Annotated in this window: 26 protein-coding genes; 16 read left to right on the top strand and 10 right to left on the bottom strand. The window is 67.9% G+C overall.

Annotated elements, in window-relative coordinates:
* Positions 1 to 34 precede the first annotated feature (34 nt).
* Positions 35 to 607, top strand: coding sequence for an NADPH-dependent FMN reductase (locus tag FM111_RS11010; RefSeq protein WP_087140983.1), 573 nt, complete (start codon positions 35 to 37; stop codon positions 605 to 607).
* A gap of 7 nt (positions 608 to 614) precedes the next feature.
* Here FM111_RS11010 and FM111_RS11005 read toward each other — a convergent pair whose 3' ends face one another.
* Together FM111_RS11005 and FM111_RS11000 are read right to left on the bottom strand one after the other, a co-directional pair.
* Complete coding sequence (locus FM111_RS11005; protein ID WP_087140982.1) at positions 615 to 1,280, bottom strand: class I SAM-dependent methyltransferase; 666 nt, start codon at positions 1,278 to 1,280, stop codon at positions 615 to 617.
* Positions 1,267 to 1,842 carry a hypothetical protein gene (locus FM111_RS11000; protein WP_087140981.1) on the bottom strand — a complete coding sequence of 192 codons (576 nt, stop codon included), beginning with the start codon at positions 1,840 to 1,842 and terminating at the stop codon, positions 1,267 to 1,269. Before FM111_RS11000 ends, FM111_RS11005 begins: the two co-directional genes overlap by 14 nt.
* Positions 1,843 to 1,966: 124 nt before the next feature.
* Here FM111_RS11000 and FM111_RS10995 point away from each other — a divergent pair, with 124 nt between their 5' ends.
* The 3 genes from FM111_RS10995 to FM111_RS10985 all read left to right on the top strand — a co-directional run bounded on the left by FM111_RS10995 (position 1,967) and on the right by FM111_RS10985 (position 3,626).
* Entirely contained in the window at positions 1,967 to 2,374 is a 408-nt protein-coding gene (locus FM111_RS10995; RefSeq protein WP_087140980.1) for a hypothetical protein, read from the top strand.
* Positions 2,374 to 2,571, top strand: coding sequence for a helix-turn-helix transcriptional regulator (locus tag FM111_RS10990; protein ID WP_003163619.1), 198 nt, complete (start codon positions 2,374 to 2,376; stop codon positions 2,569 to 2,571). Before FM111_RS10995 ends, FM111_RS10990 begins: the two co-directional genes overlap by 1 nt.
* A gap of 125 nt (positions 2,572 to 2,696) precedes the next feature.
* Positions 2,697 to 3,626: an alpha/beta fold hydrolase gene (locus FM111_RS10985; protein ID WP_087140979.1), complete on the top strand. Its 930-nt coding sequence runs from the start codon at positions 2,697 to 2,699 to the stop codon at positions 3,624 to 3,626.
* A 7-nt stretch (positions 3,627 to 3,633) separates the two neighbouring features.
* Here the strand turns inward: FM111_RS10985 and FM111_RS10980 are convergent, their stop codons facing one another.
* Both FM111_RS10980 and FM111_RS10975 read right to left on the bottom strand, forming a co-directional pair.
* Entirely contained in the window at positions 3,634 to 4,488 is an 855-nt protein-coding gene (locus tag FM111_RS10980; protein WP_087140978.1) for a DUF3298 and DUF4163 domain-containing protein, read from the bottom strand.
* A 25-nt stretch (positions 4,489 to 4,513) separates the two neighbouring features.
* Positions 4,514 to 5,533, bottom strand: a complete 1,020-nt coding sequence (locus FM111_RS10975) for a UbiA family prenyltransferase (RefSeq protein ID WP_087140977.1) — start codon at positions 5,531 to 5,533, stop codon at positions 4,514 to 4,516.
* Between the two features lie 126 nt (positions 5,534 to 5,659).
* On the opposite strand from FM111_RS10975, the gene FM111_RS10970 reads away from it, so the two are divergent.
* Positions 5,660 to 5,875, top strand: a complete 216-nt coding sequence (locus FM111_RS10970) for a DUF4287 domain-containing protein (RefSeq protein ID WP_087140976.1) — start codon at positions 5,660 to 5,662, stop codon at positions 5,873 to 5,875.
* Between the two features lie 97 nt (positions 5,876 to 5,972).
* Complete coding sequence (locus FM111_RS10965; protein WP_087140975.1) at positions 5,973 to 7,169, top strand: MFS transporter; 1,197 nt, start codon at positions 5,973 to 5,975, stop codon at positions 7,167 to 7,169.
* Here FM111_RS10965 and FM111_RS10960 read toward each other — a convergent pair.
* Complete coding sequence (locus tag FM111_RS10960; RefSeq protein ID WP_087140974.1) at positions 7,133 to 8,059, bottom strand: LytTR family DNA-binding domain-containing protein; 927 nt, start codon at positions 8,057 to 8,059, stop codon at positions 7,133 to 7,135. The genes FM111_RS10965 and FM111_RS10960 overlap by 37 nt on opposite strands.
* Before the next feature lie 12 nt (positions 8,060 to 8,071).
* Between FM111_RS10960 and FM111_RS10955 the strand changes: the two genes are divergently transcribed.
* A complete protein-coding gene (locus tag FM111_RS10955) occupies positions 8,072 to 9,307 on the top strand; it encodes an acyltransferase family protein (RefSeq protein ID WP_087140973.1) in 1,236 nt (411 codons plus the stop codon).
* 34 nt (positions 9,308 to 9,341) lie between these two features.
* Positions 9,342 to 9,986, top strand: a complete 645-nt coding sequence (locus tag FM111_RS10950) for a hypothetical protein (protein WP_256968216.1) — start codon at positions 9,342 to 9,344, stop codon at positions 9,984 to 9,986.
* A 6-nt stretch (positions 9,987 to 9,992) separates the two neighbouring features.
* Here FM111_RS10950 and ppk2 read toward each other — a convergent pair whose 3' ends face one another.
* Complete coding sequence (gene ppk2, locus FM111_RS10945; RefSeq protein WP_087140972.1) at positions 9,993 to 10,736, bottom strand: polyphosphate kinase 2; 744 nt, start codon at positions 10,734 to 10,736, stop codon at positions 9,993 to 9,995.
* A gap of 95 nt (positions 10,737 to 10,831) precedes the next feature.
* On the opposite strand from ppk2, the gene FM111_RS10940 reads away from it, so the two are divergent.
* Together FM111_RS10940 and FM111_RS10935 are read left to right on the top strand one after the other, a co-directional pair.
* Entirely contained in the window at positions 10,832 to 11,929 is a 1,098-nt protein-coding gene (locus FM111_RS10940) for a serine hydrolase domain-containing protein (protein ID WP_087140971.1), read from the top strand.
* Between the two features lie 369 nt (positions 11,930 to 12,298).
* On the top strand, positions 12,299 to 12,502 hold the full coding sequence (locus FM111_RS10935; RefSeq protein WP_087140970.1) for a cold-shock protein: 204 nt from the start codon (positions 12,299 to 12,301) through the stop codon (positions 12,500 to 12,502).
* 93 nt (positions 12,503 to 12,595) lie between these two features.
* On the opposite strand, the gene FM111_RS10930 is transcribed toward FM111_RS10935, so the two are convergent.
* Positions 12,596 to 13,567, bottom strand: coding sequence for a hypothetical protein (locus FM111_RS10930; RefSeq protein WP_087140969.1), 972 nt, complete (start codon positions 13,565 to 13,567; stop codon positions 12,596 to 12,598).
* 145 nt (positions 13,568 to 13,712) lie between these two features.
* On the opposite strand from FM111_RS10930, the gene FM111_RS10925 reads away from it, so the two are divergent.
* Positions 13,713 to 14,096, top strand: a complete 384-nt coding sequence (locus FM111_RS10925) for a VOC family protein (RefSeq protein ID WP_087140968.1) — start codon at positions 13,713 to 13,715, stop codon at positions 14,094 to 14,096.
* On the opposite strand, the gene FM111_RS10920 is transcribed toward FM111_RS10925, so the two are convergent.
* Positions 14,093 to 15,238, bottom strand: a complete 1,146-nt coding sequence (locus tag FM111_RS10920; protein ID WP_087140967.1) for an acyltransferase family protein — start codon at positions 15,236 to 15,238, stop codon at positions 14,093 to 14,095. The genes FM111_RS10925 and FM111_RS10920 overlap by 4 nt on opposite strands.
* Before the next feature lie 138 nt (positions 15,239 to 15,376).
* Between FM111_RS10920 and FM111_RS10915 the strand changes: the two genes are divergently transcribed.
* The gene (locus FM111_RS10915; RefSeq protein WP_143276098.1) at positions 15,377 to 16,267 is read left to right on the top strand and encodes a tetratricopeptide repeat protein; all 891 of its coding nucleotides are present in this window, start codon (positions 15,377 to 15,379) and stop codon (positions 16,265 to 16,267) included.
* A 24-nt stretch (positions 16,268 to 16,291) separates the two neighbouring features.
* Here the strand turns inward: FM111_RS10915 and folE are convergent, their stop codons facing one another.
* Positions 16,292 to 16,882, bottom strand: coding sequence for a GTP cyclohydrolase I FolE (gene folE, locus FM111_RS10910; RefSeq protein WP_087141053.1), 591 nt, complete (start codon positions 16,880 to 16,882; stop codon positions 16,292 to 16,294).
* Positions 16,883 to 16,969: 87 nt separating this feature from the next.
* Positions 16,970 to 17,959 (bottom strand): OmpA family protein, encoded by a 990-nt coding sequence (locus FM111_RS10905; protein WP_218779205.1) that lies wholly within the window; start codon positions 17,957 to 17,959, stop codon positions 16,970 to 16,972.
* 191 nt (positions 17,960 to 18,150) lie between these two features.
* On the opposite strand from FM111_RS10905, the gene fliQ reads away from it, so the two are divergent.
* The 4 genes from fliQ to cckA are packed head-to-tail and all read left to right on the top strand — an operon-like array spanning position 18,151 to position 22,420.
* Positions 18,151 to 18,414, top strand: a complete 264-nt coding sequence (gene fliQ / locus FM111_RS10900; RefSeq protein WP_003163604.1) for a flagellar biosynthesis protein FliQ — start codon at positions 18,151 to 18,153, stop codon at positions 18,412 to 18,414.
* A 22-nt stretch (positions 18,415 to 18,436) separates the two neighbouring features.
* Positions 18,437 to 19,207, top strand: coding sequence for a flagellar biosynthetic protein FliR (gene fliR / locus FM111_RS10895; RefSeq protein WP_087140965.1), 771 nt, complete (start codon positions 18,437 to 18,439; stop codon positions 19,205 to 19,207).
* Positions 19,200 to 20,276, top strand: a complete 1,077-nt coding sequence (gene flhB, locus FM111_RS10890) for a flagellar biosynthesis protein FlhB (protein ID WP_087140964.1) — start codon at positions 19,200 to 19,202, stop codon at positions 20,274 to 20,276. Before fliR ends, flhB begins: the two co-directional genes overlap by 8 nt.
* A 59-nt stretch (positions 20,277 to 20,335) precedes the next feature.
* Positions 20,336 to 22,420 (top strand): cell cycle histidine kinase CckA, encoded by a 2,085-nt coding sequence (cckA, locus tag FM111_RS10885; protein WP_218779204.1) that lies wholly within the window; start codon positions 20,336 to 20,338, stop codon positions 22,418 to 22,420.
* Positions 22,421 to 22,508 lie beyond the last annotated feature (88 nt).

Here is a 22,508-nt window from a genome sequence, read left to right as displayed (position 1 = left end):
GGACGCCGCCCTTAACTTCAGCGGGACGTCTTTCATGACCACCTATAACGTCGGCTACATCATCGGCAGCCTGTCCAAGGGCTCGATCAACCGCAAGCTGGCCAAGGCCCTGGTCAAGCTGGCGCCCGAGAAGCTGCATTTCCACGAGATCGGCTTCGCCGACCTGCCGCTCTATTCCTACGACTACGACGCCGACTATCCGGCCGTGGCCGAGACCTTCAAGGCGGCGATCAAGCGCTCGGACGCTATCCTGATCGTCACGCCGGAATACAACCGCTCCATGCCCGGCGGGCTGAAGAACGCCCTGGACTGGGCCAGCCGCCCCTATGGAACCAACGCCTTCAAGAACAAGCCGACGGCGGTGATCGGCGCCTCGCCCGGCTCGATCGGCACGGCGGTGGCCCAGCAGGCCCTGCGTCCGGTCCTGGGCTTTCTGCAAGCGCCGCAGATGAACACTGTCGAAGCCTATATCCAGATGACGCCGGGCCTGATCGACGATGACGGCAACGTCACTGTCGCCAGCACTGAACAGTTCCTGCGCGACTATATGGAAGCTTTCCATCAGCACATGGCGCGGGTGCTGACCGTCCTGCCGCGCGACGCCTGAGGCGGCGTCAGGCGTCCAGCGACCAGACCCGCGTGCGCTTGACCTCCTGGTCCTCCAGCTCACGCGTGGTCGGCACGCGGTATTCGGCCAGCAGGCTGAGGCCCTCTTTCGGGAAGTAGGTGCGGCCCGGATCGCCGACCAGCACGCTGGCTCCCGCCGCGCGCGCCTGCTTCAGCCAGGCCAACATCGCCTCGGCCATCGGCCCTTCATAGAAGACGTCGCCGGCGCAGATCAGGTCGAAGGCCGCAGGCGGCGCCTCCAGCAGGTTGTCGGCGGTGAAGGCGATCTCGACGCCGTTGGCCTGGGCGTTCGCCGCCACCGCCGCCGCGCAGAAGGGATCGATATCGGCAGCCAGCACCGAGGCGGCGCCCGCCCTCATCGCCGCGATCGCCACCAGGCCCGAACCCGTCGCCAGGTCCAGCACCCGGCGTCCCGCGACTTCCCTGGGGTGGTCCAGCAGCCAGCGCGCCAGCGCCTGACCGCCCGCCCAGGCGAAGGCCCAGAACGGCGGCGGCAGGCCCATCTCGCCCAGCTCTTCCTCGGTCAGCTTCCAGATGGGCGTGACCTCATCGGCCAGCCACAGGGAAATCTCGGGCGTGTGCGAAACGGGCTGAAGGCGGGTGTTGTCGCGGATGAAACGGGCGGGGTCGGCGATCCGTCTAGTCGAGCTCACGGGCGCCCTCGATCACGGCCTGATAGACCAGAGACCGATCCGGTCCGCGCGTCATGTGCAGCAGCACCCAGGTCGACCCCTTGCGCGCCACGACGACCCGCAACTGATCGTTGAACACGCCGTCGGCGAACCCCGCAGGCGCCACGGCGTCGCTCAGCAGGATCAGCGCGCCCATGCCCGAGCCGCAGCGCGCGATGCCGGTGCAGGCGAAGACGGTTTCATAGCCCCCCTCGCGCAGGGCCTCTTCATAGTGGCGCGCCATGTCGATCGGCGCGACGGCGGGACGGATCACATAGTCCAGGTGGCTGATCTGACCCTGCAGGCGCAGAGCGTTCTCCGGGGCGGCGCCTTCGGCCACTGCGCCGGTCGGCAGGGTGATCTCGGCCACCGACAACTGACGCCAGGCGCGAATGCGCGCGCCGTCCATGCGCGGCAGGTCGTCATGGTCGCGCGCGCCCCGCACGTCCTGCTCGACCGGGGGCGGGGCAGGCGAGGCGGCGGACGCGGCAAGCGGCGCGACGGCCGTCAGGACGGCGAGGACGAAGGCGGGAAGGCTACGCATGACGACAAGCTAGGGGCCGCCGAAGCGGCTGGCAACAAAGTCAGGACAGGCTGATAAAAAGTCAGGTTGACATGACATATTGGCGATGTAAGGTTGTCCTTACACAAAGTCAGGAACGCCTGCCATGTTGACCCTTTCCAAACAGCAGACCCCCGCAGGGCGCCGCTACGTTCTGCGGACCTTCGCCTTCATGGTCCCCTATGTGGCGATCTGCGTGGCGATGATGACGACCGACGCCTTCGACGGCGTGATGGGGCGGCCTGCAGGTTGGGTGCTGGCGGCCGCCGTGGCGGCTCCGGTCGTCGGCCAGATCTGGGCGACGTTGGCGCTGATGCGTGAAAGCGATGAGTTCGTGCGTATGGTCACGGCCAAGCAGTTCATCATCGCTTCCGGCCTGGCGATGGCGGTCGCGACCTTCTGGGGCTTCGGCGAGAGCTTCGCCGGCGCGCCGCATCTGCCGGCCTGGCTGATCTACCCCTTGTTCTGGGCCGCCTTTGGTCTGGTTTCGCCCTTCATCCGGTCGTCGAACTGATGAAGAACCGGCTGAAATTGCTGCGCGTCGAGCGCAACTGGACCCAGGAGCAGCTGGGCCAGGCGCTGGGGGTGTCGCGTCAGGCGGTCAACGCCCTGGAGACCGAGAAGCACGATCCTTCGCTCGACCTGGCCTATCGCATCGCCGCCCTGTTCGAGCGGCCGGTCGAGGATATCTTCGAGAACCCGCACGCCTGACGCGTAAAGTCAGGAAAACCTTACTCGCCTGTTTCGCTTCATCGCCGTCATCCTCGGGCCTGATCCGAGAGGCGAATCCTGCTGCGCGCTGAACCGCGGGCAGGGCCAACACAAAAGGAAACGCCATGACCAAGATCTCCGCGCCCGCCAAGACCCTGCGCGCCTTCATCCTGGCCGCCGCCGTCGGTTTCAGCGCCGCCAGCATCGTCTCCCCCGCTCAGGCCGAACCGGCCCGCGCCGAGGCGCCCGCCTTCGTCTCCGACCGCCTGTCGGTCGAGGTGATCGGGCAGGGAGCGGATGTGATCCTGATCCCCGGCTTCGCCTCCTCGCGCGAGGTGTGGCGGCCGCTGGCGCAGCGTCTGTCGACGACGCATCGCGTCCACTTGGTGCAATTGGCGGGCTTTGCGGGCGAAGCGTGGACGCACGGCGATGGCGCCTTCGTTCAGCCTGCCGTCGATGAACTGGCGCGTTATGCCGCGACGTTGAATCGACCCGCCGTCATCGGCCATTCGATGGGCGGGCTCAGCGGTCTTCTGTTGGCGCAGCAGCATCCCGAGGCGGTCAGCCGCGTGATGAGCGTCGACAGCTTACCCTTCTTCAGCGCCATGTTCGGCCCGCAGGTCACGCCGCAGACGGCGCGGCCCTTCGCCGATCAGGCCGCCGCCTCCATCCTGAACGCGGACGAGGCGGCCTTCCGCGTTCAGCAGGAACGCACCGCTGTCGGCATGATGCGCGACGAGGCCGGACGCGCCGCCATGGTCGACTGGTCGATGGCCTCTGACCGGCAGGCGATGGCCTCGGCCATCCGCGAGGTGATGACCACCGACGCGCGGCCTGGCCTGGCGGCCATGACCACGCCGGTCTGGGCCGTCTACGCCTCAGACGCAGACGGCGGCGCGCCTGCCGCCATGGCCGACGCCCTGTGGAGCCGCGAATACGCCGCCTTGCCGGGCGTGACGCTGAAACGCGTCGACGACGCCCGGCACTTCATCATGATCGATCAGCCTGAACGGCTAAACGTCCTGGCCGACGCCTTCCTGACGGGCGCGGACTGATCGCGGATCAGGCGGCCGGCGCCTTCAACCGCAGGTCGTCGGTGACGTCGCCCGCCTTGGTCGGCGCGCCCGCGAACTCGCCCGCATATTCCGGCGCCAGGGCGCTCTGGAAGGCTGTCAGAGGCAGGGTCAGGTAGTAGGCGCCCTCGACGTAGGGACCGACCGCATAGGCGTCGAGCAGGAAGGTCAGGCCGCCCGCCTTGCCCGGAACCGAGCCCGGCGCCAGGGCCACGGCCACGTCCTTCAGCTTCGGGCAGGCCCACATCTCGCCGCTGGTCGAGACTGGCTCGGCGCCTGGGCGCTTGGTCTTGGCGGTGTTCACCGCCTGACACAGGGCGCGCTCCAGATTGGTCGTGTCGGCCTTGTCGGCGAACAGGTCGGACGCGGCGATGCGGCGGGTCTCGGCCTTGTCCCACAGCAGGCCGGTGGCCACCGTGTTCGGATGGGCGCCGCCCGAATAGTCGAAGTCGGTCCGCATCAGGCTGAACAGGCGGCCGGTCTCGATCGGGGCGCCGTAGACGATGGTCTTCTCATAGGGCGGCATCCCCTCGGTCGAACCGGCTTCGGTGCGGTCGGCCTGGGCGCCCTCGGCGTATTCCTTCAGCTTGGCCACCTCGTCGCGATACAGCGGGGTGTAGAGCGCCGGATAGGACAGCACGGCCTCGGGCAGGCTCAGGCTGACCTTGGCGTAGGGCGTGGCGCTGTCGTACTTCAGCGGCCCCTCGACGGCGTGGGCGGAGGCGGTCGGCGCGGCGGGCGTCTCCTTCTTCTCATTGCGCTGGCACGCTGCCAAGGCGGCGCTCAGCGAGGCCGCGACGGCGGCGGTGACGAGAAGGGCGCGAAGGGGGCGCGAAGGGATCATGCCGGGCTCCTTGGGAACGGTTCGATCAGAAAGCTAGGCCGTTGAACGCGATGGCGGCCAGAAGGATCAACCCCGCATCGCGATTTGACTTGAAAAGACGCAGGGACAGTTTCGGGTCGTCCGGCCGCAACCGCCACACCTGCCAGACGAAATGCAGGGCGTAGAGCGCCAGACCGACATAGAAGAGCGGCCCCAGACCCGCCACGTAGCCCGCCGCGCCCGCCAGGACCACGGCCAGGATGTAAAAGACGGCCACGCCTTCCTTCACCTTGCCGCCCAGCGCCCGCGCCGACGACTTCACCCCGGCCATGACGTCGTCCTCGATGTCCTGAAGCGCGTAGATGGTGTCGTAGCCCAGCGTCCAGAAGATCCCGCCCGCATAGAGCAGCCCCGCCGACAGGGCGAGGTTCCCCATGCGGTTCAGACCCTCGGCCATCCAGAAGCTGTCGCCGCTGATCTTGACCTGCAGCACATAGAGCCAGCCCAGCGCGAACAGCCCGCCCGTCGCGGCGGCGAAACCCAGCAGGGCGCCCCAGTTGAAGGTCAGGCCCAGCCACGCCTGCGGCCACCAGGTGATGCGCTTCATGAAGGGATAGGCCGCCACCAGCCCCAGCGACAGGGCGCCCAGCAGCACCGACATCAGGTTCATCGTCAGCAGGATGCACAGGCTGATGAGGCTGAGGCCGCCGACGAAGGCCCAGGCCTGCTTGACGCTGATCTGGCCGGCCGGAATGGGGCGCAGGGCGGTACGGGCCACCTGGGCGTCGAAGTCGCGGTCGACGATGTCGTTCACCGCGCAGCCCGCCCCGCGCATCAGGGCGGCACCGATGGCGAAGCCGACGATCAGCCACAGCTCATAGCCGCCGAACGGCCGATCATACTGGTTCAGCGCCAGCATAATCCCCTGCCAGCCGGGCAGCAGCAGCAGCCACGTCCCGATCGGCCGATCGAAGCGGCCCAGCTTCAGCCAGGGCTTCAGGCGCTCGGGCGCATGGCGGTCGACCCAGTTCTGGCCGGCGGCGTCGGGAAGCGGGGCTGTGTTCATGCGATGGGTCTTAGACCTTGATGGCGGCGCGGGTGAAGAGGGAGCGTTGAAACGGCGATCTGCAAGGCGTTGCATCGGCGCGTCAGGCCGCCTTTACTGACGCCGAAACAGAGAAGCGAGCCGCCGATGACCGAAGCGCCGATCAAGGGACCCGCGTCCTATTTCCCATCCATCGAGAAAAAGTATGGCCGCCCCGTCGCCGAGTGGAAGGCGGAGATCCGCGCCCAGTACCCGGCCAAGCACATGGAACTGGTGTCCATGCTGAAGGATGAGCACGACATGGGGCACGGCCACGCCAACGCCCTTGTGGCGCACACCCTGGCGGAAGACGGACTGAAATAGCGCTCTGACCGCCATCTGGCGGAAAGGCAAAGTCTCAGATTTATGAAGTTTGCGGCCTAGGCTGGACAGTGAGCACGGTATCCGCCACTGGGCGCGAATGGCTCGCAGCTCCATCCCCCGCAGCGTCTGGATTCTGGGCGTGGTCAGCCTGTTGATGGATGTCTCGTCAGAGATGATCCAGACGCTTCTGCCCATCTATCTGGTGGTCGGACTGGGCGCATCGGCGGTGATGATCGGTCTGGTCGAAGGCTTTTCCGTCGTCGTGGCGACGGCGGTGAAATTCCTGTCGGGCTTCTGGTCGGATCGCATTTCGCGGCCCAAGTGGCTGGCGGTCGCGGGCTATGGGTTGGCGGCCCTATCCAAGCCGATCTTCCCTCTGGCGGCCTCGGTCGAGGGAGTTTTGCTGGCCAAGGGGGTGGACCGGATCGGTAAGGGCATCCGCACCGCGCCGCGCGACGCCCTGGTTGCGGCGGTGACGCCGCCGGACATTCGCGGACGCGCCTTCGGCCTGAGAAAGTCGCTGGATACGGTCGGCGGCTTCGTCGGTCCGCTGCTGGCCATCGGGTTGATGGTGGTGCTGGCGAACGACATCAAGGCGGTGTTCTGGCTAGCCTCCATTCCGGCCTTCTTGGCCGTGGTCTTGCTGGTCGGCGGCGTGTCCGACCCGCCGCGCCCGGACGAGGCCGCCAAGAAGCCGCCCAGCCTGAAAGGGGCGCTGCGTTTGGACGCCGCCACCTGGACCATGATCGCCCTGACGGCGGTGATCGGCCTTGCGCGGTTCAGCGAGTCCTTCCTGTTGATGAAGGGGCTGGACGTCGGCGTCCCCGCCGCGTTCGCGCCGGCGGCCATCGTCCTGCTGCACCTGGTGTTCGGCCTAGCCGCCTTCCCGGTGGGGGCGCTGTCGGACCGCATCGGCCGCACCTCCCTGCTGCTGCTCAGCCTGGTCTTCCTGGCCGCCGCCGACGTGGCGCTGGCGCTGGCCGGGAATCAGGTCGTCTTCTACCTGGGCGTAGCCTTGTGGGGCCTGCATATGGGCTTCTCGCAAGGCTTGCTGATGACCCTGATCGCCGATGCGGCGCCCGCCCATCTGCGCGGCTCAGCCTTCGGCCTGTTCGCCCTGATCTCGGGTCTGATCGCCTTGCTGGGCAATGTGGCGGCGGGCCTGCTGTGGGACGGCTTCGGACCGCAGGCGACCTTTGCGGTCGGCGCGGTGTTGAGCCTCGTCTGCGCCCTGGGCATCGCGGGCTGGATGCGGCTTCAGGCGGCGCGCAGCCGCTCCAGCGCTTCGGAATAACGGCGCGACAGCGGGGCTTCCAGAACGCCCAGCTCCACCGTCCAGTCGCCTGAGCCTTCCGGCCGCAGTCCGGTCATCCGCGCGGCGTTGACCAGCCAGCCTCGGTGCGTCCGCACGAAGCCGAAGCGCGCCAGCTCGCCCTCGACCGCCGCCAGGGTGACGCGCATCAACGGCCTGCGTCCATCGGCCAGAACGAACTCGACGTAGTTGCCCGCCGAGGTCGCGGCCAGAATGTCGTCCAGCGGCGCCCGGATCAGCCGCGCCCCGTCGCGGATGTCGAAGCTGACGGGCCTCAGCGGCGTTTCGCGGGCCTGCCGCAGGCTGCGCACGCCCCAGAAGACGCCGATGAACAGGGTGTAGCTGAGCAGGTCCTTGCGCAGCTCATAGATGAACTTCTCGACCGGCGGGCCATAGTCATAGACCTCGCCCAACAGGGTGTAGACGCCATGCCGCATCGCCACCATCAGCACGACGTGCAGCAGGCTGTAGAGGCAGGCGGCGCCCAGATGCAGGGCCAGGAAGCATCCCCGCGCCCGCCACCCTTCCTGCAACAGTGATGACGGCGCCGCGCCCGCCGCCAGCCACGGCAACCAGATCACCAGCGCCAGCGCCAGGGCGCTGGAGCCCTCCCACACCCACGGCGCCCATGACCGCAGGCCGGGCCAGTCAGCCTGCACCGTGAGGGCGTTGACCACCAGAAACCCCAGGGTGAGGGCGATGATGATCGGCCCGCCGGTCAGCAGGTCGCGCCGGTCCGCCCCGTTCGACCCGGCAGGCGCGCCGTTCGTCCCGGCGCTCCGCGATCCGGCCCCTGAGCCTGACCGAACGGCCCCTGCGCCTTGCCGGGCGCGCGGCGTCGGGGGCACGGCGGATGGCGTCGTTTCCGTCATTTCAGGTTGTCCATGTCCTCAGAAGCCCTCGCCGTCGCCCGCCGCCATGACCTGGACTGGATCCGGGTCGGGGCCTTCCTGCTGCTGATCCTCTATCACGTCGGCATGTTCTACGTGCCCTGGGACTGGCATGTGAACAGCCCGCAGCCGGTCGAATGGCTGGAGCCGGTGATGCAGTTGACCAACCCCTGGCGGCTGACCCTGCTGTTTCTGGTCTCGGGCGCCGCGACCCGTTTCCTGTTCGACAGCTTCCAGCGAGAAGGGAAGGGCGCCGCGCGGCGTTTCGCCGGATCGCGGACCTGGCGCCTGTTGCCGCCGCTGCTGTTCGCCATGTTCGTGATCGTGCCGCCGCAATCCTACTACGAAGTGGTCGAGGCGGCGCAGGGGCTGGGCGTGGTCGATCCGGCGAACTCGCCCTGGCTGGCCGACTTCTGGGTGAAATACGCCACGGGGACCGGCGGCTGGTGCGACGCCGACGGCTGCCTGACCACGCCGACGTGGAACCACATGTGGTTCGTGGCCTATCTGCTCGTCTACAGCCTTGTGCTGGCGGGGCTGCTGGTTTTCGGACGCGTCTGGCTGCCTGTGATCCAGTCAGGGCTGGAGCGCGCCTTGAAGGGCTGGGGCCTGCTGATCTGGCCGGTGCTGTGGCTGTTCCTGCTGCGCTGGACCCTGGCGCGGATCTTTCCGACGACCCACGCCCTGACCGACGACTGGTACAACCACGCGGTGTCGTTCAGCGCCTTCCTGTTCGGCTTTCTCAGCGTGCGCTCGGCGGTGCTGAAGCAAGTCTATGAGCGGCTGCGGCGACCGGCGCTGGTGCTGGCCCTGTGCGCCTGGGCGGGATGGGCGGCCTATGCCTGGACCTATCGCGACGGCGGAAGCCCGCCCGAGGCGCTGAGGGCCGCCATGCGTCTTGTCTATGCGCTGGATCAGTGGGCCTTCATCGCCGCCGTGCTGGGCTATGGCGCGCGCTACCTGAACCGGGGCGGGCCATGGCTGCGTTATCTGACCGGCGGCGTCTTCTGCTTCTATATCGTGCACCAGACCGTCACCGTGGTCGCGGCCTATCACCTGTCGAAGCTAGGCCTGCCGCAGGGGCTGGAGGCGGGGCTGCTGATCGCCGTCACCTTCGGCGGCTGCTGGGGCGCCTATGAAGTCGCACGTCGCCTGGGGCCCTTGGGCCTGTTGCTGGGCGTCCGGCCGCGTCGCCCGTCCGCCTTGCTGACAAAGCCGGTCAGGCCGTAGTCTGAGCCGACGCAAGGCGCAGGAGCGACGCGGCATGGACTACAAGCCCCAGGACCGGCGCCCGCCGATCATCCTCTATCTGACCTGGATCATCCTGATCGGGGCGGCGGTCATCGGCTTCATGACCGACGCCTTCAGCGTGACCTTCGTGGCCGTGGGGACCTTGTTGCTGTCGCTGGTTCCCATGTGGCTGGGCGAGAAGATCGGCGTCGCCCTGCCGACCGCCTTCGTCAGCGCCATCGCCGCCTTCCTGTGCGCGACCCTGTTTCTGGGCGAGGTCGGCGATTTCTACGAGCGGTACTGGTGGTGGGACGTGGTCCTGCACGGCGGCTCGGCGATCGGGTTCGGCCTGGTGGGCTCTCTGCTGATGCTCATGCTGGTGCGCGGCGAGCGCCTGACCGCCGCGCCGATCACCGTGGCATTCTTCGCCTTCTGCTTCGCTGTGACGGTCGGCGCCCTGTGGGAGATCTGGGAGTTCACCCTCGACCAGCTGTTCGGCCTGAACACCCAGAAGTCCGGCCTGGTCGACACCATGTGGGACCTGATCGTCGACGCTGTCGGCGCCCTGATCGGGGCGAGCGCGGGCTGGGCCTACCTGAAGGGACGCGAAGGCGGACCGCTGGTCGGGGCGATCCGCGCCTTCATCGCCAAGAACCGCCGCCTGTTCGGCGACGGTTGAGGACGGCTATTCCGCTAGCCGCCCCTGCGTCTCATCGCCGGGGAAGACCACGTCCGGGTCCTGCTCCCTGCACTCCAGGCCGGGCCGGTTCAGGCGACGCAGGACGTGGCGCAGGATGTTCAGGCGCGCCGTCTTCTTCTTGTCGGTCGCCACCACGGTCCAGGGCGCATAGTCGACATGGGTGCGCTTCAGCATCTCGTCGCGAGCGGCGGAATAGGCGCTCCAGCGGGCCTGGGCCTCGGCGTCCAGGGGCGAGACCTTGAACCGCTTCAGCGGGTGGTCGACGCGCTCCTCCAGGCGGCGGGCCTGTTCGTCGCGGCTGATGTCCAGCCACAGCTTGATCAGGATGACGCCCGACTGGGTCAGCATCCGCTCGAAGTGCGGGGCGTCGTGCAGGAAGCGCTCATGCTGTTCGGGCGTGCAGAAGCCCATGACCGGCTCGACCCCGGCCCGGTTGTACCAGGAGCGGTTGAAGATCACGATTTCGCCCGCCGCCGGCAGATGGGCGGCGTAGCGCTGGAAATACCACTGGCTCGTCTCGCGGTCGGTCGGCTTGGGCAGGGCGACGACCCGCGTCTGCCGCGGCGCCATGTATTCGGTCATGCGCTTGATCGCCCCGTCCTTGCCGGCGGCGTCGCGCCCCTCGAAGACGATGACGACCTTCAGGCCTTGTTCGATGGCCCAGGCCTGGGTCTCGACCATCTGGATCTGCAGGGCTTCCAGGATGTCGGCGTAGTCGTCCTTGGCCATGGGCGTGTCCTTGTGTCGCGATCGGCGAACCTTGCGGCGAATTCACTGGCGTCGCCAGCCTCGCCGTTCAGGGTGCAACGCAAAAGGAGCCGAAAATGATCAATCGTCGTCATGTCCTGGCCGTCGGCGCGGCGGTCGCGGTTGCGCCTTCGGCGGCGCGTGCGCAAGACGAGGCGGCGTTCGACGCCGCCCTGACGACAGCCTTCGAGACGGTCAAGCCGGTCGCCCTGGCGGGCGGGGTGGCGACGGCTCAAGGTCTGGCCTGGTCCGGCGTGCGCGGCGCGCGGCGCGCAGGGCGGGACGATCCGGCGACGACGGACGACCGCTGGCACCTGGGCTCCAACACCAAGGCGATGACGGCGGCGCTTTTCGCCCGTCTGGTCGAGCAGGGACGGGCGCGCTGGGCTATGCCGCTGACCGAGGCCTTTTCCGGCATGACGATCGACGCGGGGTGGGACGGCGCGACCCTGGACGACTTCATGACCCACACGGCGGGGCTGAAGGACGAGGCGGTCATGGGCATGGCCTGGCTGATGACGGCCCGCGCCGATCCTCAATCCCTGGTGGAGCAGCGTCGTGCGATCGTCGAGAAGGCGCTGGCGGCGCCGCCGACGGGTCCGCGCGGGACGTTCGCCTATGGCAACGCCAACTATGTGCTGGTCGGGGCGGCGATCGAGGCCATCACCGGCGGCTCGTGGGAAGAGGCCATGCAGGCCGAGGTGTTTGGGCCGCTGGGCCTGGCCTCGGCGGGGTTCGGCGCTCCGGCCGGAAGCGATAACGCCTGGGGCCACCGCCGCATGGGCGAGACGGCGGCGCCGATGGATCCGGCTGATCCGGGTTCGGACAATCCTCTGGCGCTCGGTCCGGCGGGGACGGTTCACATGACGGCGGCTGACTACGCTCGCTTCCTTCAGGTCTTCCTGACCGAGGGCGGCGGCTGGCTGAAGCCCGAGACGGTGCGGCGTCTGGTCACGCCGAGCGAGGGGCGCAACTACGCTCACGGCTGGATCGTCCTGCCGTCCCAGCCCTGGGCCAAGGGGCCGGTGATCGCCCATGAGGGTTCGAACACCCTGTGGCACGCCATCGTCCTGGTGGATCCGGCGGGCGGACGGGCGGTCTTCGGCCTGGCGAACGACGGCGGGCGCGGCGGCCCGGCCTGTCAGGCCCTGGCTATGGAAATGCTGCGTGTCTGAGCGCCGCCCCGGCGCCTTCTGCGCATCAGGAGCGGCGTTTCTTCGGCGTTTGCGCGAGATGGAGCGTCGCCTGTTCGGTCATGTGCAGTCGTCGGACTATAACACTGCGCGCCGGTGCGCAGTCGGCCGGGCGCTGCGGGACGCAAGCTGCGCGTGCTGCGGCGAAATTAACTGTAAAGCTTGTAAGCTCGATTTCGCTTTACAGTTGACCGCTGTGGATAGTCGGGTGACAACATCGCCGCAGCCCGGATTTCACGTGGGGTCCAAACCCGCGTCTTGCTCCTTCGCCTGAACGAGCTTGTCCAGATGGGCTGACGGGCGCTCCTGCTAGGACGTCCGCCTGGAAAAGCGCGTTTACGGAGACGCAATATGGCGACCGGCACGGTCAAGTGGTTCAACCCCACGAAGGGCTTCGGCTTCATTCAACCCGACACGGGCGGCGCGGACGTTTTCGTCCACATCACCGCAGTGCAAAAGGCGGGTCTGGTGGGTCTCGATGACAACGCCAAGGTCGAGTACGAGCTGGAATCCCAGCGCGGCAAGACCTCGGCTGTGGATCTCAAGCTCCTCTAAGGCCTTACGAACCTTCTGGTTCGTGAAAAAGAAGAAGACGCGGAGGGCGACCTCCGCGTCTTTTTTATTGGGCCTCGCCTTTCTGCTGGGCGGCTAGTCGGCGAAATAGCCCGAGGCGTCGACGAAGGCCTGGACGGCCGCCGGGTCCGAGTAATCCAGTTCGAGCATGGCCTTCAGCGCCGCCGCCTTGTCCGGCGCGCGATCATGGTAGCCGCGCGTGATCGCATAGCCGACGTAGTAGCCGAGATCGCGAACGCCGAAGGCGTTGTCTGCGCTGTTGTAGAGCCAGCCGCTGAAGTCCTCGCCCGCCATGTCGCGACGGAAGGCCGTCTTGATCGCCTCGTCGTGCGCCGGGCCATAGGCCACATAGGCCAAGTCCGGCGTCCGGCCCGTCACCTGTTCGGCGACGAAGTCGGCCACGCCCTCATAGACGGCCTGGGCCAGCAGGTTCGGCCGCTCGCCTCTTTGCTGGGTGTGGACCACCTCATGCACCGCCAGCAGGTCCAGGTTCTCCAGCGGCTTGCTGGCGAAGTAGGAGGCGAAGAAGCGCTGAAGCCCGGCCGGCATCTCGGAGGTGTCGACGCTCTCGTCGCCGGTGGCCATTTCGACGCCCAGCAGAACCTTGTCGCCCTGCGTCGTCCCGGCGGATCGCAAGGCGCCGACCTCGAAATAGATGCCGGCGGGACGCAGGTCGGGATAGAGGGCGCGGAACCGTTCCAGATGCCCCTCGAGCCGCGTCAGGGCCCCGGCGGCCAGCGCCGTGCGGGGCCGCACCGAGTCCCAATAGGACGGATAGGCGCGGATGGCCTGAAGATAGGTGTCCGCCGTATAGCCCTTGGCCTCCATGAAGGCGGTCAGGCCTGGCGTTCCGGCGTCGATATAGAGCCTTTGGAACGCCGCCTTCTGGGCCTCCGGCGACGTTTCCGCGCGGACGGCGTCGTAGGCCGTCCAGAAACGGGCGACGTCGCTGTCTTCCAACTGGATCGGCGATGATCCCGATTGGGCCGTTGCGCCGGTCGCCAGCAGGCTGAGGCCCAAGGTGATCGTCAAAGCCAGTCGGCGCATGGATTTTCCTGCTCTCAAGGGGTCGGAAAAAGAGAACCGACACGACTTCTGTGTCAAATGAAACGCCGGTAATGTTAAGCGCGGGCGACGCGGCAGGGATCGACCTCGCCTGCGGTTGGTTGTCTCCCCACAAGGGAGACGCACCATGCTCAAGAACAAGAACTCCTCAGCCATCGTGGCGGTGAAGGATCTGGAGCGGGCCAGGGCCTTCTACTCCGATGTACTGGGTCTGAACCTGGCGGACACCGGCATGGACGGGGTGCTGGGTTATCGCACCGGCGGCACATGGCTGACGGTCTATCGCTCGGACTTTGCCGGGACGAACCAGGCCAACGCTGTGACTTGGGACGTGGGCGTCGAGGTGGACGACATCGTCGCCGACCTGAAAGCCAAGGGCGTCGTCTTTGAACGCTATGACGGCATGGCGCATGACGGCGACGTCCATGTCGCAGGGCCGCTTCGCCTGGCCTGGTTCAAGGACCCGGACGGCAACATCCTGCACCTGGTCGGCGGGGCGGGCGGCGCCTAGCCTTCCAGCGACACGACCGGCTGGCTGACGGCGGCGCCCTTGCCGCGCGCCTTCAGCCAGGCTCGGATGCGGTTCTGGATCGGCTGATCGATCAGATAGTGCAGGCCGAAGGCGAAGACGAAGGCCGCCAGCACGCCCAGAACCCACAAGCCCCAGCGCCAGGCCTCGCCCAGCGCCAGCTTGTTTGCGAAGGCCTCGGCCAGGCCGAACCAGGCGATGCGCACCACTTCGTTCGAGATGAACATGGAGAAGGAGACCATGGCCGCCGCCTCGACCAGCTTCGACGGCCGCTTGGTCGGCACGGCGCCCGCCGCCAGGATGATGACGGAGATGAAGAACAGCGACAGCAGGGCGTTCTTGTCGAAATACTGGGCCACGGCCAGACCAACGGCGGCCAGCACCCCGGCCCAGCCGGCGATGCGGGCGTTGATCCACACGCCTTGCGCGAACCAGGCCAGTCCCATGCCCAGGATGAACAGGGGCAGGGCGCGCCAGATGCCCAGGTTCAGCGGCATCTGATAGACCGGATACTTCAGGATCGCCCAGCTCAGCTCATTGGCGGCCAGATAGCCGACGACGACCAGGGTCAGCGCCGTCCACGGCCCGATCCGGCTGAGGCCCCGCAGCACGAAGGGGAAGGCGACGTAGCAGCCCAGAAGCGCCGAGATCGACCATGTTGGGGCGTTCCAGCCCAGGCCGCCGTGAACGCCGAACGACTGCACCAGGGCCGCCTGGGCGGGAAGCTGATCCCAGGCGAACCACTCGGGATGGCTGGGCGGCATGCCCGCAGCGGTCGCCGCCAGCACCAGCGCCACCAGCAGACCCAGCACGATCAGGTGCGCCGGATAGACCCTCAAGGCCCGCTTGATGAAGAAGTCGCTCTTCGACATCCGGCCCGAGCCGACGGCGCGGCCATAGACCCGCATCAGCACATAGCCGCTGTCGATCAGGAAGAAGTTGGTCAGCAGGAAGCCGCCCCGCTCGAACACGGGATGCAGCCCCTCGGCCAGGGGGACGGGCGCCGACATCTGGAAGTGATGCAGGATGATCAGGGCGGCCACGATGAAGCGCAGCGCGTCCAGCCAGCCGCCGCGCATGATCGGCGGCGGCTCATTCCGGGACGAAAACACAGCTTGCAGCATCACGGCCCCCTTGTTCGAATGTTGTTACGCAAGAATGGGGCCGGGCCCCCCCGGCCTCCTGGATGAATCTGTCGCTGGCGCTGCGCTTTGCATCTGGTATAACGACGAAATCTCGATGGCGGAGCGAGAGGGGCGACCGTGAAAAAGGCTTTTGCAATGATCGGCGGCGCGACCGCCCTGGCCTTGATGCTGGCGGCGCCGGGCGGCGTCAGCGCCCAGCAGGCTTCATCGCCCCCGGCAGGGGCGATCAAGGCGGGGACGCTCCAGGAGGCGCGGCCCACGGTGACCGTCAATATCGTGAGCGGGGATCTCGCGGGCCAGGAGAAGCGGGACTTCGATCTGCTGGAGCGGGCGATGCGCGACATGCAGGCGCGCGGCTACGCCGGTATGGATCGCCATTTGCCTGCGCTCCGACGTGCGATGGAGCGCGCGCCCGCGATCTATCCGCATACGGAGAAGCGAGCGGCGAACGACTGGATCGTGCGCACGCTGGACATCGCCGAAACCATGGTGATGGCGACGGTGCTCCAGGCCTCAGCGGTGGAAGCCGGCGCCTCCAACGTAACCGTGCGGCAGCAGCCCAACGTCTATCCTCTGATCGCCCTGATGCTGGGCAGCGAGGCGGTCGAGCGCGGGCGTCTGGACGAGGCGATCGCCGTGCTGGATCAGGGCCTGGCCCGCCAGCCGGACGACTGGGTGCTGATCAAGGAAAAGGCGTCGGCCCTGCAGGCGGCGGGGCGCAATGAAGAGGCCTTAAGCCTGGCGACCGAGGCGCTGGCGTCCGATTCCATCCGTATCACGTTGAACGCCGGAGCTCTGCATCGCAGTCGGGGCTTCAGCCTGATTGAATTGAAGCGACTGCCCGAGGCGCGCGCCGCCTATGACGAGGCGTTGAAGCTGGACCCCGAGGATCGATCCGCCAAGGCGCAACTCGCCTATATCGACGGGCTGGAGGCGGGACGGCCGCCGGTGGCCCCGGTGATCGTGAGGCCGTTGCCCGGCGAGGCGGAGAAGCCGGCGAACCCGTAAGGCTCGCCGGTCTGCGGGTCTGGCCTAGCCCCGCACCAGCCGCAGGAATTCCTCGCGCGTACGCGGGTCTTCACGGACGACGCCCAGCAGGCAGCTGGTGATCAGGCTGGCGCCGGGGACATCGACGCCGCGCATGGTCATGCAGCTATGTTCGGCCTCGATGACCACGCCGACGCCGTGGGGACGCAGCACGTCCTGGATGGCGTTGGCGATTTCGGACGTCATCTTCTCCTGGATCTGCAGGCGGCGGGCGTAGCCGCGCACTACGCGGGCCAGCTTGGAGATGCCGACGACCCGGTCGGTCGGCAGATAGGCGACGTGCGCCTTGCCCACCACCGGCAGCATGTGGTGCTCGCAGAAGCTGACGAAACGGATGTCCTTCAGGACCACCAGCTCGTCGTAGCCGCCGACTTCCTCGAACGTCTTCTCCAGATAGTCGCGCGGTTCGACCTCATAGCCCTGGAACAGTTCGCGATAGGACTTGGCCACGCGCTTGGGCGTTTCGATCAGGCCTTCGCGCGCAGGATTGTCGCCGGCCCAGCGGATCAGGGTGCGGACGGCGGCTTCGGCTTCTTCCTGGGAAACGGCGGGGGAGGAGGGGGTCTGGTCGCTCATGACAGGCTGCATACCTCCCCCGCGCAGGTTTTGGAAACGGCGCCGCTGTTTAAAACTGCTTCCGTCCCGATCAGGCCAGTTTGCTGATCAGGACAGGCGGACCAGTTCGACGCGGCGGTTGCGGGCGCGGCCCTCGTCGCTGGCGTTGTCGGCCACCGGCTTGTCGGCGCCGAAGCCCTTGGCCTCCAGCCGCTTGGCGTCGATCCCCTGCTGCGTCAGGGCGGCGACCACGGCGCGGGCGCGTTCCTCGGACAGGGGACGGTTGCGGGCCGGGGCGCCGGTGTTGTCGGTGTGCCCCTCGACGGACAGGCGCAGGGCGGCGTCACCCTTCAGCAGTTGGGCCACGGCGTCGACCTGAGGGCGCGAGACATCCAGGATGTCGGCCTTGTCCAGTGCGAACTCGACCGGCACGGCGACGCGGCCGTCCGCGGCGATCTTGCGCGCCAGTTCGCTGGCTGGCAGCAGGCCGGCGGTCGGCGCCAGGGCCTTGACCTCGGCCACCGCCATCGCGCCTTGCGCGCTGCCGACATAGAGGTGAACCCAGACGGTGCGGTCAGCCTGTCGGATGATCCAGGTCTGCGACGGGTTGTTGTAGATGTCGCCGATGCCGTTCAGGGCCGCCATCTGCACCGCCTCGGGCAAGGCGTGGGCGGCTTCATTGGGAATCTGGCCGTCGAAGATGCGAACGGCGCCCGCCTCCTTCAGCGCGTGCTCCATGTTTCGCAGCAGCTCCAGCCGCGAGAAGCTCTTGCCGCTGTCGTTGGTGATCTGGGTCTGGTGGACGCGGCCTTCGACCATCTGGAAGCCGGCGCCGGTCCAGAAGGGGAAGTCGGCGAAGTCGTGCGTTTCGCTGTTCTGCGGCTTGTAGCCGTCGGGCAGGCGCAGATAGGGGAAGTCGCCCAGGCTAGCGGTCGACAGCGCCACGCTGTTCACGTCGAACGCGCCCGCCGCTTCGTTCGCCGCCGCGGGGGCCGCCGCCGTCTCAGCCGGCTCCGACGCCTTGTTGTCGCACGCGGCGACCAGTGAGGCCGAGGCCGCGACCATCAGGACGGAGGCGAGACGCAGGAACGGTTTCATGAGGCATCCTTCAGGCGTTGATCGGGGGAGGCCGAAAACGTTCGTCTAGTCGCCGCTGTTGTCAATCACGTGAAACCGCATCGACCGGAACATCGGTCTCATTCCATCGTCCTAACGTCGCGTTAACCATCCTGTCGGCATTTTCTGCCCACTGTCCCGCGCGTGTGTTCGGGGCGTCTCGGGGATCGGCGATGAGCGGCGCGGAAGTTCTGGATGTGGGTCGCGACGCCCTGTGGCTGACGATCCAGCTGTGCCTGCCGGCCCTGATCGTGGCCCTGGTTGTCGGCGTGGCCATCGGCCTGTTCCAGGCCCTGACGCAGATCCAGGAGCAGACCCTGGTCTATGCGCCCAAGATCATCGCCATCTTCGTGTCGTTGCTGCTGTTCCTGCCGCTGATGGGCGCCCTGCTGGGCGGCTTCATGCGCGAGATCGCCGCTCGCATCGCGGGCATGTAGGGCGGGGTTGTAGGGCAGGAACATGGAGCCTTACGCCACGGCGGAACAGGTCTGGGCCGGTGGGCTGATCTTCGCGCGCGTCGGCGCGATCCTGATGATGCTGCCCGGCTTCGGCGAATCCTATGTGCCGCCGAGGGTCCGCCTGTCGCTGGCCCTGGTGCTGTCGCTGGCGTTGTGGCCCATCGTGGGCGGCGCCCTGCCGGCCCTGCCTGCGACCCTGGGCGCCACCGTCGGCTGGGTGATCCGCGAGGTGCTGACCGGCCTGGCCATCGGCGCCATCCTGCGCAGCTTCATGACCGCCCTGACCACGGCGGGCGAGATCGTCTCCCTGCAGACGACGCTGGGTTTTTCCCAGACCGCCAATCCCATGCAGGCCCAGCCGGGCACGACCCTGTCGGCCTTCCTCATGCTGCTGGGGGTGACGCTGGTGTTCGCCACCAACACCCACCACCTGTTCATCGGCGGCATGGTCGGGTCGTATGAGGCCATCGCCCCGGCCAAGCCGTTGATCGTCTCGGACTTCACGACGATGGCGGTGAAGACTCTGAGCCAGAGCTTCATGCTGGGGGTGCAACTGGCGGCGCCCGTGCTGGTGTTCGCCCTGATCTTCAACCTGGCCTCGGGGCTGGTGGCGCGGGTCATGCCCAGCTTCCAGGTCTATTTCGCCGCCGCGCCCTTGAGCGTCATCCTGGGCCTGTCGGTGTTCGCGCTCAGCCTGGGCGTGGTGGGGACCGTCTTCATCGACCGCTACCGTTCGGTGGCGGCCTTCTTCACGGGAGGCGCCGTTGGCTGACGGCCCCGATCCCGAGTCGAAAACAGAAGACGCCACCCCGCGAAAACTCGAAGAGGCGCGGAAAAAGGGCGACGTCGCCAAGTCGCCGGACGTGGCGGCGGCGCTGTCGCTGGCGGGCGCGGCAGGGGTGCTGCTGGCGGGCGGCGGCTGGTTCTCGACCCAGATCGCCGAGGGACTGACCCCCTTTCTGGCCCAACCGCACGCCATGATCGGAGGCCTGGAGGCTGGCGCCGGCGTCGAGATCGGGATGCAGGCTGTCTGGGCCGCCGCGCCCTTTCTGGCGGCCCTGATGTTCGCCGTCATCCTGGGCGGGGTCGGCGGCAATCTGGCTCAGTCGGGCCTCATCTTCACCGCCGATAAGATCAAGCCCAAATGGTCGAAGGTGAGCCCGCTGGAAGGGATCAAGCGCATCTTCGGCCCGGACGGCCTGGTGCAGTTCCTCAAGACCTTCATCAAACTGGTCGCCATCGGCGCCGTCTGCTGGATGGTGCTGAAGCCGCATACGCGCGAGCTGGAGAACCTGGCGGCCATGAGCCCGGCGATGATCCTGCCGTTCGCGCGCGATCTGGCGCTGGCGCTGATGGTGTCGGCCCTGGTCTTCCTGGCGCTGACGGCGGGGGCCGACTACCTGTGGCAGCGCATACGCTTCGCCAAGCGGATGCGGATGACCAAGGAAGAGCTGAAGGAAGACTTCAAGCAGTCCGACGGCGACCCGCACGTCAAGGCCAAGCTGCGCCAGATCCGTATGCAGCGCGGCCGTCAGCGGATGATGCAGGCCGTGCCCGACGCCACCGTCATCATCACCAACCCGACTCACTATTCGGTCGCCCTACGCTATGAGCCGGACCAAGGCGACGGCGCGCCGGTCTGCGTGGCCAAGGGCGTCGACGCCCTGGCCTTGCGCATCCGCGAGGTGGCCAGGGAGCACAATGTGCCCGTTGTCGAGAACGTGCCCCTGGCCCGCGCCCTCTATGCGGCGGTCGAGGTGGACGACATCATCCCGCGCGACCACTTCGAGGCGGCGGCCAAGGTCATCGGCTTCGTCATGCAGCAGAGGAAGCGGCGATGAAGGCGGCGGCGGAGGAACGGCGTATGCTGACGAACCCTGATTCGCGCGGGCGAGACGCCATGACCATTTCCCGACCGCAAGACCGCCAGAAGGCCCGCGCCGCGCGCCGTCCGCGCTTTGACCCGTGGCTGGTCGTGATGGCGGTCGGCTTCGCCCTGGCGATCGCGGCCATCGCCTATCCGGCGTTCCGCGCCAGCGCCTTCACCGCGCCGGGGCTGATCCTGATCTTCGCGGCGGGGGCGACGGCGCTGATCTGGCTGTCCGCCTTCGGCCGGTCCGAGCGGCGGCCCGCCTCGGGCGATGCGGCGGTCGAGATGCTGGACGCCATGGCCGAGCCTGCCGCCCTGGTGCAGCCGTCGGGTCAGGTGCTCGCCTACAACGCCGCCTGGGCCGAGGAAAACGGGACCGTCACCACCCTGCCCAGAGCCGGCAAGGGGGGCGGCAAGTCGGCGCAAGCCCTCTACATGGCCTTCGCCCAGGCGCGCGGAGGGCATCAGGGCCGCGCCATCGTCCAGATCGGCGCGCGTGAGATCGAGGTGCTGATCGGTCAGGCGGGGGAGGGGCGCTTCCTGGTTCGCGCCGCGCCCGAAGCCGTTCTGCCGCTGGCCCCGAGCGCGCCCGCCGCGCCCCAACCCCTCGCCCCGACGGGCGAGGCGCGCGCCATGGCCGCCGGCGCGCCCTTCGGTTCGGCGGTGATCGGCGGCGAAGACCTGTTCGCGGGCCGGGTCGAGGAGCCCAACGCGGCGCTGGCCTTGCTGACCGGCCCGGCGGCCTCGGGCGACGCGGCCTTCGGCCATCTGTTCGACCCGGCCGGCGTGGCCGAGGCCAGAACCAAGCTGGAGGCCGGATCGTCCGGCCCGATCGAGCTGATCGCCCGCGCCCACCCGGATCGGCAACTGCACCTCTATGTCGCGCTGGAAGGCGACAAGCGCCGCGTCTGGTTGTTCGATGTGGCGGCGCAGAAGTCGATGGAGCTGCAGCTGTCGCAGGCCCAGAAGATGCAGGCCGTGGGCCAGCTGGCGGGCGGGGTGGCGCACGACTTCAACAACCTGCTGACGGCCATCCAGCTGCAACTGTCGGGCCTGCTGGAGCGGCACCCGGTCGGCGATCCCTCCTATGAGGGGCTGAACGAAATCCGCCAGACGGCCATCCGCGCCGCCGATCTGGTGCGCAAGCTGCTGGCCTTCTCGCGCAAGTCGACGGTGCGGCGCGAGCGGCTGGACCTGGGCGAACTGGTCGGCGAGTTCGCGGTGCTGCTGCGCCGCCTGCTGCGCGAGGACGTGCGGCTGGAGACCGACTACGGCCGCGACCTGCCGCTGGTGCTGGCCGACAAGAGCCAGTTGGAGACGGCGGTGATGAACCTGGCTGTCAACGCCCGCGACGCCATGCGCGGCGTGGTCGAACCGGGCGCGGGCGTCGTCACCATCCGCACCCGCCGCCTGACGGGCGCCCAGGCGCGCGACCTGGGCTGGCGCGAGGCGACGGATGAGGTCGCCCTGATCGAGGTGTCGGACACCGGCCCCGGCGTGCCGACGGCGCTGCTGGACAAGATTTTTGAGCCCTTCTTCACCACCAAGGCGGTGAACGAGGGGACGGGCATGGGCCTGGCCACCGTCTACGGCATCGCCCAGCAGGCGGGCGGCCATATCACGGTCGCCAATCTGGAAAACGCGGGGGCCGCCTTCCGCATCTTTCTGCCCGCCGCCACGGCCGAGGAGCTGGTCGAGGCCCCCGTGGTTGAGAAGGTCGTCAAGGCGCCGCGCGACCTGTCGGGCGCGGGCCGCATCCTGTTCGTTGAGGACGAGGCGGCCGTGCGCGGCATCGCCGCCCGCCTGCTGCGCCAGCGCGGCTATGAGGTGATCGAGGCCGCTGACGGCGAGGAGGCCCTGATCCTGGCCGAGGAATGGGCGGGCCAGATCGACATGCTCATCTCGGACGTCATCATGCCGGGTCTGGACGGGCCGTCGCTGCTGAGAAAGGCGCGGCCCTTCCTCGGCGACGCCCCGGTCATGTTCATTTCGGGTTACGCCGAAAGCGACTTCTCGGACCTGTTGCAGGACGAGGTCGGGGTGTCCTTCCTGCCCAAACCGCTGGACATCAAGACCCTGGCCGAGCGCGTGAAGCAGGAACTGCACGCGGGGTGAGGACTCGAAAGGCGCGTCGCTTGGCTGGGCTAGCGGTCGTCGCCCGTTCGCGTGCGTTGCACTGTTGTGGCGCTTTCCCCGCTTGGCA

This window comes from Brevundimonas diminuta 3F5N, from assembly GCF_900163625.1.
In the GTDB taxonomy this organism is placed as follows: domain Bacteria; phylum Pseudomonadota; class Alphaproteobacteria; order Caulobacterales; family Caulobacteraceae; genus Brevundimonas; species Brevundimonas diminuta_A.
The sequence above is the reverse complement of the archived record's forward strand: the minus strand, read 5'-3'. Positions and strand labels throughout refer to the sequence as shown.

Bases quoted from the DNA above. Each gene is read 5' to 3' on its own strand.
- FM111_RS11010 (WP_087140983.1), top strand. From the start codon at position 35: ATGACCACCTATAACGTCGGCTACATCATCGGCAGCCTGTCCAAGGGC.
- FM111_RS11000 (WP_087140981.1), bottom strand. From the start codon at position 1,842: ATGCGTAGCCTTCCCGCCTTCGTCCTCGCCGTCCTGACGGCCGTCGCG.
- FM111_RS10995 (WP_087140980.1), top strand. From the start codon at position 1,967: ATGTTGACCCTTTCCAAACAGCAGACCCCCGCAGGGCGCCGCTACGTT.
- FM111_RS10990 (WP_003163619.1), top strand. From the start codon at position 2,374: ATGAAGAACCGGCTGAAATTGCTGCGCGTCGAGCGCAACTGGACCCAG.
- FM111_RS10985 (WP_087140979.1), top strand. From the start codon at position 2,697: ATGACCAAGATCTCCGCGCCCGCCAAGACCCTGCGCGCCTTCATCCTG.
- FM111_RS10980 (WP_087140978.1), bottom strand. From the start codon at position 4,488: ATGATCCCTTCGCGCCCCCTTCGCGCCCTTCTCGTCACCGCCGCCGTC.
- FM111_RS10975 (WP_087140977.1), bottom strand. From the start codon at position 5,533: ATGAACACAGCCCCGCTTCCCGACGCCGCCGGCCAGAACTGGGTCGAC.
- FM111_RS10970 (WP_087140976.1), top strand. From the start codon at position 5,660: ATGACCGAAGCGCCGATCAAGGGACCCGCGTCCTATTTCCCATCCATC.
- FM111_RS10965 (WP_087140975.1), top strand. From the start codon at position 5,973: ATGGCTCGCAGCTCCATCCCCCGCAGCGTCTGGATTCTGGGCGTGGTC.
- FM111_RS10960 (WP_087140974.1), bottom strand. From the start codon at position 8,059: ATGACGGAAACGACGCCATCCGCCGTGCCCCCGACGCCGCGCGCCCGG.
- FM111_RS10955 (WP_087140973.1), top strand. From the start codon at position 8,072: ATGTCCTCAGAAGCCCTCGCCGTCGCCCGCCGCCATGACCTGGACTGG.
- FM111_RS10950 (WP_256968216.1), top strand. From the start codon at position 9,342: ATGGACTACAAGCCCCAGGACCGGCGCCCGCCGATCATCCTCTATCTG.
- ppk2 (WP_087140972.1), bottom strand. From the start codon at position 10,736: ATGGCCAAGGACGACTACGCCGACATCCTGGAAGCCCTGCAGATCCAG.
- FM111_RS10940 (WP_087140971.1), top strand. From the start codon at position 10,832: ATGATCAATCGTCGTCATGTCCTGGCCGTCGGCGCGGCGGTCGCGGTT.
- FM111_RS10935 (WP_087140970.1), top strand. From the start codon at position 12,299: ATGGCGACCGGCACGGTCAAGTGGTTCAACCCCACGAAGGGCTTCGGC.
- FM111_RS10930 (WP_087140969.1), bottom strand. From the start codon at position 13,567: ATGCGCCGACTGGCTTTGACGATCACCTTGGGCCTCAGCCTGCTGGCG.
- FM111_RS10925 (WP_087140968.1), top strand. From the start codon at position 13,713: ATGCTCAAGAACAAGAACTCCTCAGCCATCGTGGCGGTGAAGGATCTG.
- FM111_RS10920 (WP_087140967.1), bottom strand. From the start codon at position 15,238: ATGCTGCAAGCTGTGTTTTCGTCCCGGAATGAGCCGCCGCCGATCATG.
- folE (WP_087141053.1), bottom strand. From the start codon at position 16,882: ATGAGCGACCAGACCCCCTCCTCCCCCGCCGTTTCCCAGGAAGAAGCC.
- FM111_RS10905 (WP_218779205.1), bottom strand. From the start codon at position 17,959: ATGAAACCGTTCCTGCGTCTCGCCTCCGTCCTGATGGTCGCGGCCTCG.
- fliQ (WP_003163604.1), top strand. From the start codon at position 18,151: ATGAGCGGCGCGGAAGTTCTGGATGTGGGTCGCGACGCCCTGTGGCTG.
- fliR (WP_087140965.1), top strand. From the start codon at position 18,437: ATGGAGCCTTACGCCACGGCGGAACAGGTCTGGGCCGGTGGGCTGATC.
- cckA (WP_218779204.1), top strand. From the start codon at position 20,336: ATGACCATTTCCCGACCGCAAGACCGCCAGAAGGCCCGCGCCGCGCGC.